Source organism: Xanthomonas rydalmerensis, assembly GCF_033170385.1.
GTDB classification, from domain to species: Bacteria; Pseudomonadota; Gammaproteobacteria; order Xanthomonadales; family Xanthomonadaceae; genus Xanthomonas_A; species Xanthomonas_A rydalmerensis.
Genome location: NZ_CP126170.1, coordinates 3318063 through 3332294 on the forward strand (window position 1 = coordinate 3318063; position 14232 = coordinate 3332294).

Sequence of the window (14232 nt, forward strand, 5' to 3'; positions counted from 1 at the left end):
CGCGCCTGCCAGACCCAACGCGGCGTACTCGGGGATGGATGAAACGCCCTCGCGCCGGCACCGGCGCGGCGGCGTCAAATGCCGCGCACCAGGCGGAAGCCGACGCGCGCGCTGGTGCTGTCCGAATCCTGCATCAGCCGCCAGGCCGCGCGGGTCTGCTCCGGCGCATTGGCCCAGTTGCCGCCGCGCACCACCCGCGAGCGGCAGCCCGGGTTGTACCAGGCCGCACCATCGGCGGGCGCACGGCGGTAGCTGGCATGCCAGCAGTCGGCGACCCATTCGCTGAGGTTGCCGGCCATGTCGTGCAGGCCCCAGGCGTTGGCGGAAAAACTGGCCACCGGCGCGGGCCCCCAGAACCCGTCGGTGTAGCCGACGAAGGCGTTGCGCCAGTGCCGACCGCTGGGCGAGACGTCGCCGCCGCCGGTGAAGTTGCCGCTGCCGCGCGGCGGCGTGCCGGCGTTGCCCCAGGGATAGCGGCCGCGGCCGCCGGCGCGCAGGGCGTATTCGAACTCGGCCTCGCTGGGCAGCCGGTAGTGCCGCCCGGTCTGCTGCGACAGCCAGGCCGCGTAGGCTTCGGCGTCGCGCACGCTGACGTGCATCACCGGGCTGTTGGGCGCCGCCCGCGCGCCCTGGTAATCGGACTGCCAGTCCACCCCGTTGCGGCGCACGAAGTTGCCACTGCGCTCGTCGTAGACCGTGGAATGGCCACGCCGGGTGGCGCGCGGACGCGCATTGGTCGCCTCCACGAAGCGGCGGAACTCGGCCACCGTGACCTCGGTGATCGACATGGCGAAACCGCGGTCGAAGCGCACGTAATGCTGCGGCATCTCCGCCGGCGAGGCGCCGGGTTCGGTCTCGGCCGCGCCCATGCGAAAGCCGCCGTGCGGCACCACGATCATCTGCGGGCCGCGCCCACCGTCGTGCATGCCGTCGGTGAACACCTGGCCGGGACGGAAACTGCCGTAATGGGTGGCCAGGTCGATGCGTTCGCGCAGCATCGCCGCCACCGGATCGCCGGGATCGGCGATGCGCAGCACGTCGCCCAGGCGCTCGCGCGCCGACTTCAACCCGGCCGGTGTGGCCAGATCGCGCAGGCCGGCATCGCGCAAGGCGGCGATGCGCGCCACCCGCACCTGCTCCACGCGCACGCGCGCATCGCGCACCGTGGGCGCGTCCTCGCGCACCCGCGCCGCACGCGCCAGCCAGCTGCCGGCAGCGGCGAAATCCGAGGCCGCCGCCGCCGTCTCGGCGCGGCGGATCAGCGCGCTCTCCACCGCCGCCACGCCCTGCCGCGCGCGCGCATCGTCCGCATCCAGCAGCAGCGCCTCGCGGAAATTGGCCAGGGCGCCGTTGCCGTCCTCGCCCAGGCGGCCACCACGCAGGTCGTCCTCGCCGGCGCGGTTGTAGGCCAGCACCCGCGAGGCGGTCTCCACCCGCTGCTGCAGGCGCCGCACCGCCGGATCGTCCGCATCCAGCCACAGCGCCACCATCGCGATGCGCGCAGCCTGCTCCAGCGTGCGCTCGGACCGCTCCGGATCGCCCAGCGCCTGCGCGCCCAGCTGCAGCAGGCGTCGCCGCGCCTTGCGCAGGCCGTCCTGGGCGACGCGATCGTTCGGCGCCAGGCTGCGGATCGCCAGGTACAGCGGAATCGCCGACTGCGCGTCCTCGAACAGGCGATCGGCGGCCAGCGCGCGCGCCGCCTCGCGCCGCGCCTGCGGCAGGCCGCCGCGGGTCAAGGTCGGCAACGGCGGCTGCCAGCGCGCCACGGTCTCGGCTGCGTCTTCGCCGCCGATGGTCACGCTGGGCGCCTGCACCGGCCTGGCCGGCGCCGACCGCGCCGGCACGGCGGCAGCGGCGGCCGCAGGCGCGGGATCGGCGGCCGGCGCCGGCGGCTGCCGCGCACAGCCGACCAGCACTGCCGCCAGCATGCTCCAGACCATCACAACGCCGCTGCTGCGCACCTTTCCTCCGAACCATGGTCCTAGGGCGTGTCACCAATTCCCGAGTATGCCGCGTTGGGCCCGCGCGCCTGTCAGGCCCAACCCGAAGGGCCGCGATTGCTCGGGGATTGATGACACGCCCTTGCGACGCCGCCCCACCCGGCGCGCCGTGCGGCCGGCGGAGCGACGTTAGGCTATTCTCGCCTGCCTGAGCAAACCCTGCAGTCAACGGAAATCACGTGCCTTACTGGATCAAGCAACCCGCCGAGCTGAGCGAACGGCTGGCGCAGCGGCCGGCCCGCATCGGCCTGGATACCGAATTCGTCCGCGAACGGACCTACTGGCCGCAACTGGCGCTGGTGCAGATGGCGGTGGGCGACGACATCCTGCTGATCGACCCACTGATCCCGGGCATGCCGCAGGCGCTGGCGCCGTGGCTGAGCGATCCGGGCATCCTCAAGATCATGCACAGCGCCAGCGAAGACCTGGTCGCCTTCAAGTGCGCCTGCGGCACCCTGCCGCGGCCGCTGTTCGACACCCAGATCGCCGCCGGCCTGGCCGGGCTTGGCGCCGGCATGGGCTACCAGAAGCTGGTGCTGGAGATCACCGGCGTGCACCTGGCCAAGGGCGAGACCCGCTCGGACTGGCTACGCCGCCCGCTGTCGCCGGCGCAGCTGGAATACGCCGCCGACGACGTGCGCCATCTGTTCGCGCTGCACGACCACCTGCAGGCGCGGTTGCAGACCCTGCAGCGCAGCGACTGGCTGCACGAGGACGGCGAACGCCTGCTCGGCACCGTCGAGCACGACGATGGCGAGCGCTGGCCGCACCTGAGCATGCGCTCGGCGCAATTCATGGACCGCCCCGCGCAACTGCGCCTGCTGCGCCTGTTGCGCTGGCGCGACGCCCAGGCCCGGCACAGCGACAAGCCGCGCAGCTGGATCCTGGACAACGAACTGGCCGCCACCCTGGCGCGGTTCCCGCCACAGGACCAGCCGGCCATGCTGGCGCTGTTCGACAAGCACCCCAAGGCGCCACGCAAGCTCAGCGATGCGCTGTGGCAGGCGCTGACCACGCCGCTGGCCGACGAAGCCGACGCGCCGCAGGCGCTGGCCGCCAGCGACGACAACAAGGCAGCGCTGAAGCGACTGCAGGACGCGGTGGCCGCACGCAGCGCCGAACTCGGCCTGCCCGACGGCCTGCTGGCCTCGCGCAAGCACCTGGAAGCCCTGCTGGAAAGCGCGCAATGGCCCACGCCGCTGGCCGGCTGGCGCCGACGCGAACTGGAGCCGCACCTGCAGCCGCTGCTCGCCAGCGCACGTTGAACGCCTGCGGCCGCGCGGCCAGGCCGCGATCGCCCCGCCATGCACGCCCACGCCATCGGGCATAAAAAAAGGCCAGGAAATCCTGGCCTTTTTTCGTCCGCTCAATACTTGACGAGCGGGAACTTCAGATCCGGATGGCGCGCCTTCCATTCGTTGTAGGCGGCGGTGCCTTCCCAGGCGGCGAACGCCTTCGGCGTGCGGCCGCGGCCGGACCAGGTTTCGCCGGTGTGCGGCAGCTGGTACTTCGGCTTGACCTCGCTGCGGCCACCGGCGGACTTGCTGCTGGCCGGCTTGGACGCCGCGCTGGTCACGTAGGCCGCGATCTCGTTGCGCTGCTTGGCGCTGAAGAACTCGGCGAACTGCTCCAGCAGCGACAGCACGTTGGCGTGCGCCGCATTGGTTTCGCCCTCGCGCGCCTGCCGCTCCTGCTCTTCCAGCTTGCGCATTTCTTCCTGCAGCTTGGCCTTGGCTTCGGCGATCTGTTGCAAGTTGCGAACTTCCGTCATGTGTAAAAGACCCGTCTTTAGTAAAAGGTATGAAGCGGACGGTTTATTTCGTCCGGAACGAAATCACCGCGGGAGATTTCGGCCGCCGAGTATATCGACTCAATGCGCGCGCTGTAGACAGAATGCTGAGCGCGTTCCCGCTTCCCTTCGGCCGGCCCCCTGCCCGGCGCCGGGGATGTTGCATTGCCCCCCTTGGCACGCGGCCCCGTGCCCAGTTACACTACGCGTCTGATGTGGGGCGGTAGCTCAGCTGGGAGAGCGTCGCGTTCGCAATGCGAAGGTCGAGGGTTCGATCCCCTTCCGCTCCACCATCTTTCCGTCCTCGACGGTGCAACAAGGCCAGACAGCCACCAGGCTCTCTGGCCTTTTTGTTGGCCGCTCCTGAAGCTGAGCGCATCCGACCAGGACGGTCCGGTCATGCGATGCCCAGTGGCGATGGCGTGATCGGAGGCCCTCGGCTTCCGTACTGACGGGGCGGGAAGCGGTCGCAGTGCGCGCTCCCCACCGCATCATCGGTCAGTTGTTGTCGTCCTGCGCGGCCTCGTCCTGTCCGGAGCGCGGGCCGCGCTCGTGCGCCTCGCGCAGCTTCTGGTCTTCCAGGCCGGGCCGCTGCTTGGCGGTATCGTCCTGGGCACGGTCCTGCCGGCCCTCGTGGATGCCCTGCTGCTTGCCGGACTGGGTGGTCTCGTCTTTTGCCATGGTCTGCACCTCGCTGGGGCGGATGCCCGCTCGCCGCCACCCTAGCGAGGCCGCCGTGATGCACGGATCACGGCGTGCCAGGCATCACGCCGCCAGCGCGCGTGCGCCGGCCTCGGCGATGTCGTCGCTGCGCAGCAGCCGCGCGCGGTCGAGCAGGATCACCAAGCGGTCCTCCAGCTTGCCCATGCCCTGCAGCAGGTCGCGGCGGATATCGCTGCCGAAGGCCGGCGGCGCCTCGATCTGCTGTGGCGGCAATTCCAGCACCTCGTTGACCGCGTCCACCAGCAGGCCGAAGGACTGCGCCGCGCCCCCCTCTTCGCTGGTGGCGGTGGCGATGACGATGCAACTGCGGCGGGTGACCTGGCTGGGCCCGCGGCCGAGCCGCGACTGCAGATCCACCACCGGCACCACCGCGCCGCGCAGGTTGATCACGCCGCACACGCAGGCCGGCATGGTCGGCACCGGCGTGGGTGGGCGGTACTCGATGATTTCGTGGATACCGGCGATGTTGAGCCCGAACAGTTCGCGATCCAGTTGAAAGGTCAGGAACTGCCAGGCGTTCTGCTGCGCGAGCCCGGTGACGGCATCGATGCGATCGTTGTGCATGGTCTTCCCCTTCAGAAGTTGACGAACTGGCCTTCGTCCGGCGCATCCGCCAGCGCGTAGGCCGGCACCTGGCGTGCACGCGGGCGCAAGGCCTTGCCGGCGTTGCGCAGCGGGCGCGTGGCCGCCGGCCTGGGCGCCACCGGCGCGGCGCGGCGTGGCGCGGCCAGGTCCTGCTCGCGGTTGAGGCGGAAGAAGCCCATCGCCTGCTGCAGCGATTCGGCCTGGGTGCTCATCTGTTCGGCGGTCGCCGCCAATTGCTCGGAGGCCGCCGCGTTCTGCTGCGTGGCCTGGCTGAGCTGGGCCACCGCCAGGTTGATCTGGGTGACGCCGGAGGACTGCTCCTGCGAGGCCGAGGCGATCTCCTGCACCAGATCCGAGGTCTTCTTGATGCTGGGCACGATGGTGCCGAGCAGGTTGCCGGCGCGATCGGCCAGGCCGACGCTGCTGGCGGCGACCTCGCCGATCTCCTGCGCGGCCACCTGGCTGCGCTCGGCCAGCTTGCGCACTTCCGCCGCGACCACGGCGAAACCCTTGCCGTGCTCGCCGGCGCGCGCGGCCTCGATCGCCGCGTTCAACGCCAGCAGGTTGGTCTGGTAGGCGATGTCGTCGATGATGCCGATCTTCTGCGCGATCTGCTTCATCGCATGGGTCGAGGCCAGCACCGCTTCGCCGCCCTCCACCGCTTCCTTGGCCGCCTGCGCCGACATGCCCTCGGTGACCTTGGCGTTGTCCGTGTTCTGCGCAATGGACGCGGTCATCTGTTCCAGCGAGGCGCTGGTCTCCTCCACGCCGGAGGCCTGCTCGGTGGCCGCCTGGCTCAGCGACTGCGCGGTGGCGCTGACTTCCTCGGACGAACCGGCCAGCGATTGCGCGCTGGCGTTGACCTCGCCCACGACATCCGCCAGACGCTCGACCATCGCCTGCAGCGCCACCATCGCGCTGGTGGTGTCGTTGGGGCGGGTCGGCACCTGCACGGTGAGATCGCCACGCGCGATCCGCGAGGCCACTTCCATCACCGTGCTCGGCTCGCCGCCGAGTTCGCTCATCAGCGAACGCGCGATCAGAAAACCGATAAACGACGCGCACAGCGCCGCGACCAGACTGCCGACGATCAGGGTGAGGTTGGTGCGCTGCTGCAGCTGCTCCGCCTCGGAGGCGCGCACAGCCAGCAGTTCGCTTTCTGCGCGGCGCACTTCGGCCATGCGATCACGCATCGTATCCATGTAGGCCTTGCCCTTGGAGGCACGCACCGCGGCGGCCAACGCCTCCATCGTCGCCTGGCCGTCGTTGACGTTCTTGCGCAGCGCGATCTGCGGATGCACTGCCTGGCTGAGCCATTGCGCCTGGGTCTGCTTCAGCGCGTTCAGGCGCTCCTGCTGCTTGGGATTGTCCGCGGTCAGTTCCTGCGCCGTGCGCAGGTGGCTGTCGAAGCTGGCGACACCGTCGCGATAGGGCTGCAGGAAGGTGTCCTCGCCGGTCAGCGAGAAGCCGCGCGTGCCGGTCTCGATGTTGATCAGGCTGCTGAGCGCAGCATCGACTTCGGCGATCACCTTGTAGGTGTGGGTGTTCCAGTAATTGGCCTGCGACAACGCGGAGACGTTGAAGTAAGCGACGCCGGCCAGCGCCAGCAGGATGCACAGGACCACGGCGAAGCCGCCGTAGAGTTTGGTTGCGACTTTCAGATTCTTCAGCATGGCACTCTCCCGACACTGGGGCAGTTGTGACAACGACATCGACATGGAACTGGCGGCGCGACCTGCGCCGCCAGGGAATGGATCAGGCGCGGCCCAGCAGCGCTTCGTTGCGGTCGCGATTGCCTGCACCGGGACGGCGCGCGGCCGCGGAGGGCGCACGCGTCGCCCAGCGCGAGCCGGCCGCACGCAGCGACAGCGGCGCCTCGCCTTCGTCCGGCATATGCGTGGCACGCCGCGTGGCAGCGGACAACTGGAAGAACGCCATGCTGTCCTGCAACTGCACGGCCTGCGTGCTCATCGATTCGGCGGTGGCCGCCAGCTCTTCGGAGGCGGTCGCGTTCTGCTGGGTGATCTGGCTCAGTTGCACAACCGCCACATTGATCTGTGCGACGCCGGAGGACTGCTCCTGCGAGGCGGCGGTGATTTCCTGCACCAGATCCGAAGTCTTCTTGATGCTGGGCACGATGGTCTCCAGCAGCTGCCCGGCGCGTTCGGCCAGTTCCACGCTGGAGCCGGCCACCTCGCCGATCTCCTGCGCGGCCACCTGGCTACGCTCGGCAAGCTTGCGCACCTCCGCGGCGACCACGGCGAAGCCCTTGCCGTGCTCGCCGGCACGTGCGGCCTCGATCGCCGCGTTTAGTGCCAGCAGGTTGGTCTGGTAGGCGATGTCGTCGATGATGCCGATCTTGTCCGCGATCTGCTTCATCGCCGCCACCGTGGCCACCACCGCCTGGCCGCCTTCCAGCGTCTCGCGGGCGGCTTGCGCGGCCATGCCGTCGGTGACCTTGGCGTTGTCGGTGTTCTGCGCAATGGAAGCGGTCATCTGCTCCAGCGAGGCGCTGGTCTCCTCCACGCCGGCGGCCTGCTCGGTCGAGGCCTGGCTCAACGACTGCGCGGTGGCGCTGACTTCTTCCGAGGCGCCAGCCAGGCTCTGCGCACTGGCGTTGACCTCGCCGACCACCTGCTGCAGCTTCTCGACCATGCGCTGCATCGCCAGCAGCAGCTGCGCGGTCTCGTCGCGACCGCGCACGTCGATCGACATGCTCAGGTCGCCCTCGGACAGCGCATTGGCCACGCTGACCGCCTTGTCGATCGGCCGGGTCACGCTGCGGCTGATGAACACGCCCAGGCCCACGCCGAGCAGGACGCCGCCGATCACGATGGCCAGCAGCGTGTGGGTGCTGCTGGCGTAGATCTCGTCGGTGGCGTCGTTGGCCTTGGACGCATTCGCCTCCTTGATCTCGCTCAGTTCCGACATCAGCGCATCCAGTTCGTCGGAGCTGCTGCGCACGCCCTTGGACAGGTCCGCCAACTGCGCATTGCCTTGCGGCAGCGGCTCGCGCATCACCGAGTCGACGAACTGGCCGCGCCGCTCCAGATAGGTCTTCCACACCTGGTCGAAGCGGGCCAGCTTGGCCAGCGTGTCCGGGTCGTCGAACGAGGCCCTGGCCTTGTCCATGTGCTCGACCACCTTGGCGGTGTACTTGTCGAGGCTGGCGACATGCTTGGCGCGATCTTCCTCCGTGCTGGCCAACTGCAGGTTGGCGCGCGAACGGCCGGCGTTGATCAGATTGATGTTGGCCTCTTTCAGGTGCGACAGGCCGAGCAACTCGCGCTCGTACAGCACCGTGGCGTAATCGTTGATGCGACCCGAGTTGCGGATGCCGATCCAGCCGATACAGGCGCCGATCGCCGCCACGATCAGGAATGCCCCCGTCAGCCTGACCCCGATTTTCATATTGCCCAACATGGTGTACCTCGATTCTTTGTCTGCGTCCGGTTGCGCCAGCAGCGCTTCCGGCCGTCTTCCGCAGCGCCCCGCGGAGTGGACACACTCGCTCGTTCGTGAGCGAGGACGCTGCGCCGCAACGTCTGTGCGTGAGAGCTATCGGCGTCATTGATGGCGCCTTTAAAAGGCGTGAAAACTGCAGAATTCCGCATATCGGCCGCACGGCGGCGGCGCTGACTGAATGCGCAACAGGCGTTGCGCCGCAGCACTCGACGCATGTGAAGAAGCTCGCCGGGCGCCGACGGCGTGGATGCCGCAGTTTTTCTGCAATGGCAGATGACCCCTGTTTTGCACCAAGGGCGAAGTGGGATGCCAACCCCTTTAATTTGTAGACAGAATGTGAAAGCAGCGCCGATATGCCCGCCATCGCCGTGCGCGAGCGCGTCCATGGCCCAGCGCCTTCACACCATCGGCAGTGCCGCGACCGTTTGCCGTTGCGCCGCAGTGCCGCCACGCAACAGCCGCTGCGCGCGCGCGAGTTCCTCGGCCTCCATGTCCTGCAGCGGCTCGAAGCGCTCGCCGGCCCAGCTCGCCATCGGCACGCCGTCGCGGTACAGCACGCGCGCCCCCGCGACCCGCGGCACCCGCGTGCCGGACAGCACGCTGCCGAGCAGATTGGCCGGATCGGCGGCGGCCACGCACACCCAGGTGCCGTCGCCGGGCTCGCGGCGCAGTTGCCGCAGCAGGCCGATCGCCTCGGGCAGAGCGAACTGTTCGCCGGACAGGCCATCGATGAAGCGTCCGCCACGGATCTCGCCGCGCGCCTCCAGGCGCTGGTAGACCCGCAACACTTCGCGCCACGGCGGCAACCAAGCCGCCTCGCGCTCGAGCAGGCGCCAGCAGACCACGCCGTAGCGGCGCAGCAGGGTCCGTGCGACGTGCTCGACCGCCTCGCTGCGTGCGGCCGGGTCGTCGGCCTCGGGGCCGGCCCGCAACAGCGCCCAGCGCCCGGCGTCCTGGATGCCGCCGTACAGCGCCATACGCGGCCGCCGCCGCGACAGCGCCGACGGCCGCTTCGATGCCGGCACCAGCAAGGCGCGCAGGCCGGCGTAGCTGTCGCAATGGACCCGGCCGGCGGCGACCAGTTCGGCCAGCGCCGCCTCCAGTTCGGTGGACAGCAGGCGGGTGGCTTCGGCGATCTCGTCGAAGAAGGAGGCACCGTGCGCCTCGAGATGCTCGGCGACCTTGCGCGCGCGCGAGCCCAGCGCGCCGGCTTCCGGAGCGGGCGACAGCCGCGACCACTGCCCGGCGCTGCGCCGCGGCAGCAACAGGATCGGCGTGCTGCGCAGCGTCGGCGCGGCGCCGCCGGCGCCGGGGCGCAGCCGCGTCCACAGCGTGCGGCCGGCGCTGCAGGCCTCGTCCAGCCAGGCCGGGCGGTAGTCGCGCACCCGCGCCGGCAACAGCTCCGCCTCCCACAGCGGCGCCGCGGCCTCCACGCCCTCCAGTTGCGCCAGCACCGCGGCCAACGCCTCGGCGCTCTCCACCTGGCCCTGCGTATCCAGGTGCTGCCAGCGGAACAGGAAGCGCGCGTAGTCGCGCGGCGCCACCGGCTCGATCTCGCGACGCAGGCGGCCGAGGGTGTAGCGGTGGATCCGCGCCAGCAGGTGGCGCTCGCACCACTCCTCGGCATCGGCGTCGGCGCTGAACCGTCCGCCCAGCACATAGCCGTCCTGTTGCAGCGCCAGCAACCCGGCCTGCACCTCGCGCAGCGGCAGCTGCAGCGGCGCCGCCAACGCCTCGGCGGTGACCGGCCCTAGGCCGGCCAAGCGCCAGCGCAGCAACTCGCGCAACGCGCTGCCGCGGTCCCAGTCGGCGACCGCGTAGCCCTCGGGCACGGCGATGACCGGTTGCGCGCTGGCCTGCGGGTACAGCGGCGCCACTGCCGCCAGTGCTTCGGCCGCCACCCACAGCGCCGCAGCGGCGCCGTCGACGCCGTGCAGGCAGGTGGCGCGCGCATCGGCGGCCAGTTCACCCAACCAGTGTCGCCACTGCGGCTGCGCGGCGGCCTCGTCCGCGCTCACCACGCCGAGCGTGAGCAGCGCCTCGTGCATCTCGTCGCGGCTGCGCGGCTGCGGCCAGGCCTCCTCGCGCACGGCGGCGATCGCCTGCGGGTCCAACTGGCCGAGATCGTCGGCGCTGTCCGGATCCTTGTAGCGGCGGCTGTGCACCGCCTGGGTTCGCCGTTCTTCCAGCGGGGCATCGTCGAGAAAGGCATAGGGCCGCGCATCCAGCGCCTCGGCCGCCAGCGGCGACGGCGCGGTCAGTTCGCGCGCCAGCACGCGCACCTCGCCGGCCTCGATGCCGCGCAGCAGCTGCAGCCAGCCGGCGCTGTCCATCGCCTCGTCCAGGCAGTCGCGCAGGGTCTGCGCCACCAGCGGGTGCTCGGGAATCTCGCGCTCGCCGACCAGGTTTTCCGCACAGGCCACCTGATCGGGGAACACCGTGGCCAGCAGATCCTCGGACTTCATCCGCTGCAGTTGCGGTGCGACCTTGCGCCCGCCGGTGAAGCGCGGCAGCGCCAGCGCGTTGGTGGCGTTCCAGCGCCAGCGCACGCCGAACAGCGGCGCGTCCAGCAGCGCCTGCACCAGCACGTCCAGCGCCGATGCGGCGCGCAGGTAGCGCGCCACCTCGTCCAGGGCGAAGCTGTGCCGGGTCGACAGCGACAGCACGATCGCGTCCTCGGTCGCGGCCGCCTGCAACTCGAAATTGAAGGTGCGGCAGAAGCGCTTGCGCAGGGCCAGGCCCCAGGCGCGGTTGATGCGGCTGCCGTAGACGCTGTGGATCACCAGTTGGGTGCCGCCGGTGGCGTCGAAGAAGCGCTCCAGCACGATGCACTGCTGGGTCGGCAAGGCGCCCAGCGCCGCATGCGCGCGGCCCAGGTAGTCGACGATCTGCTGCGCGGCGGCGGCGTCCAGCGCCAGCGGACCGCACAGCCACTGCAGTGCCTGCGCCGTCCCGCCCTGCTCCAGCACCTGCTCGACTTCGGCGCGCAGCCGCGACACGCCCAGCGACAGCGCGTCGCTGCGCCCGGGCGCTTCGCCGATCCAGAACGGGATGTTGGGCGGCGCGCCGCGCGCGTCCTCCACCCGCACCCGCCCCGCTTCCACGCGCAGGATGCGGTAGCTGGCGTTGCCGAGCTGGAACACGTCGCCGCCCAGGCTCTCCACCGCGAAATCCTCGTTGACCGTGCCGATGGTCTGCGCCTGCGGCTCCAGCACCACGCTGTAGTCGCCAGTCTCGGGAATGGTGCCGCCGGAGGTGAGTGCCGCCATCCGCGCACCGCGACGCTGGCGCACGCGGCGATGCACCGCATCGCGATGCAGGTAGCCGGCGCGCGGCCCCAGCCGCGTGCTGAAGCCTTCGCTGAGCATGCGCAGCACCGCGTCGAACTGCGCGCGCGGCAAGGCCGCATACGGCCAGGCGCCACGCACCAGCGCGTACAGCGCGTCTTCCTCCCACTCCTGGCAGGCCACCTCGGCGACGAGTTGCTGGGCGAGCACGTCCAGCGGCGCGTCGAGCATGCGCAGCGCATCCAGTTCGCCGCGGCGCACGCAGTCCAGCAGGGCCGCGCATTCGACCAGGTCGTCACGCGACTGCGGAAACAGCCGCGCCTTCGGCGTGCCGCCCACCGCATGCCCGGAGCGTCCCGCGCGCTGCAGGAACGCGGCGATCGAACGCGGCGAACCGAGCTGGCAGACCAGGTCGACGTCGCCGATGTCCAGGCCCAGCTCCAGCGACGCCGTGGCCACCAGCACCTGCAGCTCGCCAGCCTTGAGCCGGCGCTCGGCGAGCAGCCGGGTCTCGCGTGCCAGGCTGCCGTGATGCGCCGCCACCGCCTGCGTGCCGAGCAGTTCACCCAGGTGCCGGGCGGTGCGCTCGGCCATGCGCCGGGTATTGACGAACACCAGGGTGGTGCGGTGCGCGCGCACCAGCTCGGCCAGGCGCGTATACGCCTGCTGCCACTGGTCGGCGGACATAGTCACGCTGAGCGGCGTCGGCGGCACCTCCAGCGCCAGGTCGCGGGCGCGCGCATAGCCGATGTCGACGATGGCGCAGTCCGCCTCGCCGTCGTGCACCGCCGCGCTGCCGACCAGGAAGCGCGCGACCGCATCGATCGGCTTCTGCGTCGCCGACAGGCCGATGCGCAGCGGCGGCACCTCGCAAAGCTGCTGCAGGCGCTGCAGCGACAGCGCCAGATGGCTGCCGCGCTTGTTCGCCGCCAGCGCATGGATCTCGTCGACGATCACCGTGCGCACATGGCGCAGCGTCTCGCGCCCGGACACCGACCCGAGCAGCACGTACAGCGACTCCGGCGTGGTCACCAGCACGTGCGGCGGACGCCGCCGCGCCTGCGCGCGCTCGCGCTGCGGCGTGTCGCCGGTGCGCACCGCGGTGCGAATGTGCACATCCGGCAAACCCAACGCCGCCAGTTCGGCGCGAATGCCCTGCAGCGGCGCCTCCAGATTGAGCTGGATGTCGTTTGAAAGCGCTTTCAGTGGCGAGACGTACAGCACCTGGGTGCGGTCCTGCAGGCCGCCTTCGCGCAGACCTTCGCGCACCAGCGCATCCAGCGCGGCAAGAAACGCGGTGAGGGTCTTGCCGGAACCGGTCGGCGCGGCGACCAGCGTGTGTCGTCCGGCCTGGATCGCCGGCCACGCCGCCGCCTGCGCCGGCGTGGGCGCAGCGAAACGCTGTTCGAACCAGCGGGAAACGGCAGGATGAAAGCGCGTTTGCGCCAAGGACATGCGATCTCCTATTGCGCCGGCGTGCGGCGCGCCGGCGATGCCACCCGTGCGCACTGTCCACGCGACTGTCTCGCGCCATCGCCTCGACAATGAAAATGGTGACGTTATCCAAGCGATCAAGCGCATTTGCACGCGAGCCCTTTTTTTAGGGGCTTTTCCATTAAGCGTTCATCGAACGACATAATGTCTACAACTCGCTCCGCGCAGCGCGGTTATGTTGTCGACGGCATCACGTATCTCGGCCTAGCGTTTGCGAAACACACGCGAGCTTCGCTTCTGGGAACGGAATGCGGCACGGCAACACCAGCGAAAAACGGCATCGCCCATCACGTGCGCGGGACGCTCCACGACCTGCGCACGCGACTGCGGCGGCGTGCGTTCGCGTCGCCTCCGCACCGTTCCCCTTCGATGTCGCACTGCCGTCGCCTTGTCGCGTACGGCAGCGGGTGGCGGCGGCATCTGCCATCGGGTCCTGCATTGCTGGGCTGCGTATGCGTTGTATCACTCCATCCGCCATCGCCAAGGAGCATCACCAATGGCACAGAGCAGACCGTACCTCACCACCAGTAACGACCCGAGCCAGCAGCGCAACCGCGACGCGCCACAATCGCTCGGCGTCGCGCCGGCCGTCTTCGAAGGCCACGACCCGGCCGCGATCGCACGTGCACTCAAGCAGTCGGCCGACCTGCATGCACGCCGCCGCACCGGTCCGTATCGCTCGGCCATGTCGATGCTGACCTTCTACATCAATCGGGCCGGCGATCAGCTGCCGGCGCAGCGCCGCCAGATCCTGGAGCAGGCCAAGGACGAGTTGCGCAGCCTGTATGGCAAACCACGCAAAGGTGACGCAAGCGACAGAACGTAGACGATTGTGCAGCGTGATGGAGCGATCAGTTCCGTACGCTGCCTACGCCACGCGCGCGCCGCC

Annotated in this window: 8 protein-coding genes, 1 tRNA gene and 2 pseudogenes; 3 read left to right on the forward strand and 8 right to left on the reverse strand. The window is 70.1% G+C overall.

Annotation, left to right across the window (positions count from 1 at the left end; translation table 11 throughout):
• Window positions 1-74: 74 nt before the first annotated feature.
• The gene (locus QN245_RS13885; protein WP_425612959.1) at window positions 75-1928 is read right to left on the reverse strand and encodes a formylglycine-generating enzyme family protein; all 1854 of its coding nucleotides are present in this window, start codon (window positions 1926-1928) and stop codon (window positions 75-77) included.
• 251 nt (window positions 1929-2179) lie between these two features.
• On the opposite strand from QN245_RS13885, the gene rnd reads away from it, so the two are divergent.
• On the forward strand, window positions 2180-3265 hold the full coding sequence (rnd, locus tag QN245_RS13890; protein WP_184449346.1) for a ribonuclease D: 1086 nt from the start codon (window positions 2180-2182) through the stop codon (window positions 3263-3265).
• A gap of 101 nt (window positions 3266-3366) precedes the next feature.
• Here rnd and QN245_RS13895 read toward each other — a convergent pair whose 3' ends face one another.
• Window positions 3367-3771: an H-NS histone family protein gene (locus tag QN245_RS13895; protein WP_160969838.1), complete on the reverse strand. Its 405-nt coding sequence runs from the start codon at window positions 3769-3771 to the stop codon at window positions 3367-3369.
• 235 nt (window positions 3772-4006) lie between these two features.
• Between QN245_RS13895 and QN245_RS13900 the strand changes: the two genes are divergently transcribed.
• A tRNA-Ala gene (locus QN245_RS13900) sits at window positions 4007-4082 on the forward strand.
• 205 nt (window positions 4083-4287) lie between these two features.
• Here the strand turns inward: QN245_RS13900 and QN245_RS13905 are convergent.
• The 6 genes and pseudogenes from QN245_RS13905 to QN245_RS13925 form a co-directional block, all read right to left on the reverse strand.
• Window positions 4288-4470, reverse strand: coding sequence for a hypothetical protein (locus QN245_RS13905; RefSeq protein WP_184643666.1), 183 nt, complete (start codon window positions 4468-4470; stop codon window positions 4288-4290).
• 84 nt (window positions 4471-4554) lie between these two features.
• Window positions 4555-5076 (reverse strand): chemotaxis protein CheW, encoded by a 522-nt coding sequence (locus tag QN245_RS13910; protein WP_160969842.1) that lies wholly within the window; start codon window positions 5074-5076, stop codon window positions 4555-4557.
• An 11-nt stretch (window positions 5077-5087) separates the two neighbouring features.
• Window positions 5088-5993: pseudogene (locus tag QN245_RS21525) on the reverse strand (methyl-accepting chemotaxis protein); the annotation flags it as partial.
• A 294-nt stretch (window positions 5994-6287) separates the two neighbouring features.
• Window positions 6288-6815: pseudogene (locus QN245_RS21530) on the reverse strand (CHASE3 domain-containing protein); the annotation flags it as partial.
• A gap of 37 nt (window positions 6816-6852) precedes the next feature.
• The gene (locus QN245_RS13920) at window positions 6853-8520 is read right to left on the reverse strand and encodes a methyl-accepting chemotaxis protein (protein ID WP_317843455.1); all 1668 of its coding nucleotides are present in this window, start codon (window positions 8518-8520) and stop codon (window positions 6853-6855) included.
• Window positions 8521-8960: 440 nt separating this feature from the next.
• Entirely contained in the window at window positions 8961-13304 is a 4344-nt protein-coding gene (locus QN245_RS13925; RefSeq protein ID WP_317843456.1) for a DEAD/DEAH box helicase, read from the reverse strand.
• A 535-nt stretch (window positions 13305-13839) separates the two neighbouring features.
• Between QN245_RS13925 and QN245_RS13930 the strand changes: the two genes are divergently transcribed.
• Entirely contained in the window at window positions 13840-14169 is a 330-nt protein-coding gene (locus tag QN245_RS13930; RefSeq protein ID WP_160969850.1) for a DUF3175 domain-containing protein, read from the forward strand.
• Window positions 14170-14232 lie beyond the last annotated feature (63 nt).

Coding starts and splice junctions, on each gene's coding strand:
- QN245_RS13930 (WP_160969850.1), top strand. CDS start 13,840: ATGGCACAGAGCAGACCGTACCTCACCACCAGTAACGACCCGAGCCAG.
- QN245_RS13885 (WP_425612959.1), bottom strand. CDS start 1,928: ATGCTGGCGGCAGTGCTGGTCGGCTGTGCGCGGCAGCCGCCGGCGCCG.
- QN245_RS13925 (WP_317843456.1), bottom strand. CDS start 13,304: ATGTCCTTGGCGCAAACGCGCTTTCATCCTGCCGTTTCCCGCTGGTTC.
- QN245_RS13905 (WP_184643666.1), bottom strand. CDS start 4,470: ATGGCAAAAGACGAGACCACCCAGTCCGGCAAGCAGCAGGGCATCCAC.
- QN245_RS13920 (WP_317843455.1), bottom strand. CDS start 8,520: ATGTTGGGCAATATGAAAATCGGGGTCAGGCTGACGGGGGCATTCCTG.
- QN245_RS13895 (WP_160969838.1), bottom strand. CDS start 3,771: ATGACGGAAGTTCGCAACTTGCAACAGATCGCCGAAGCCAAGGCCAAG.
- QN245_RS13910 (WP_160969842.1), bottom strand. CDS start 5,076: ATGCACAACGATCGCATCGATGCCGTCACCGGGCTCGCGCAGCAGAAC.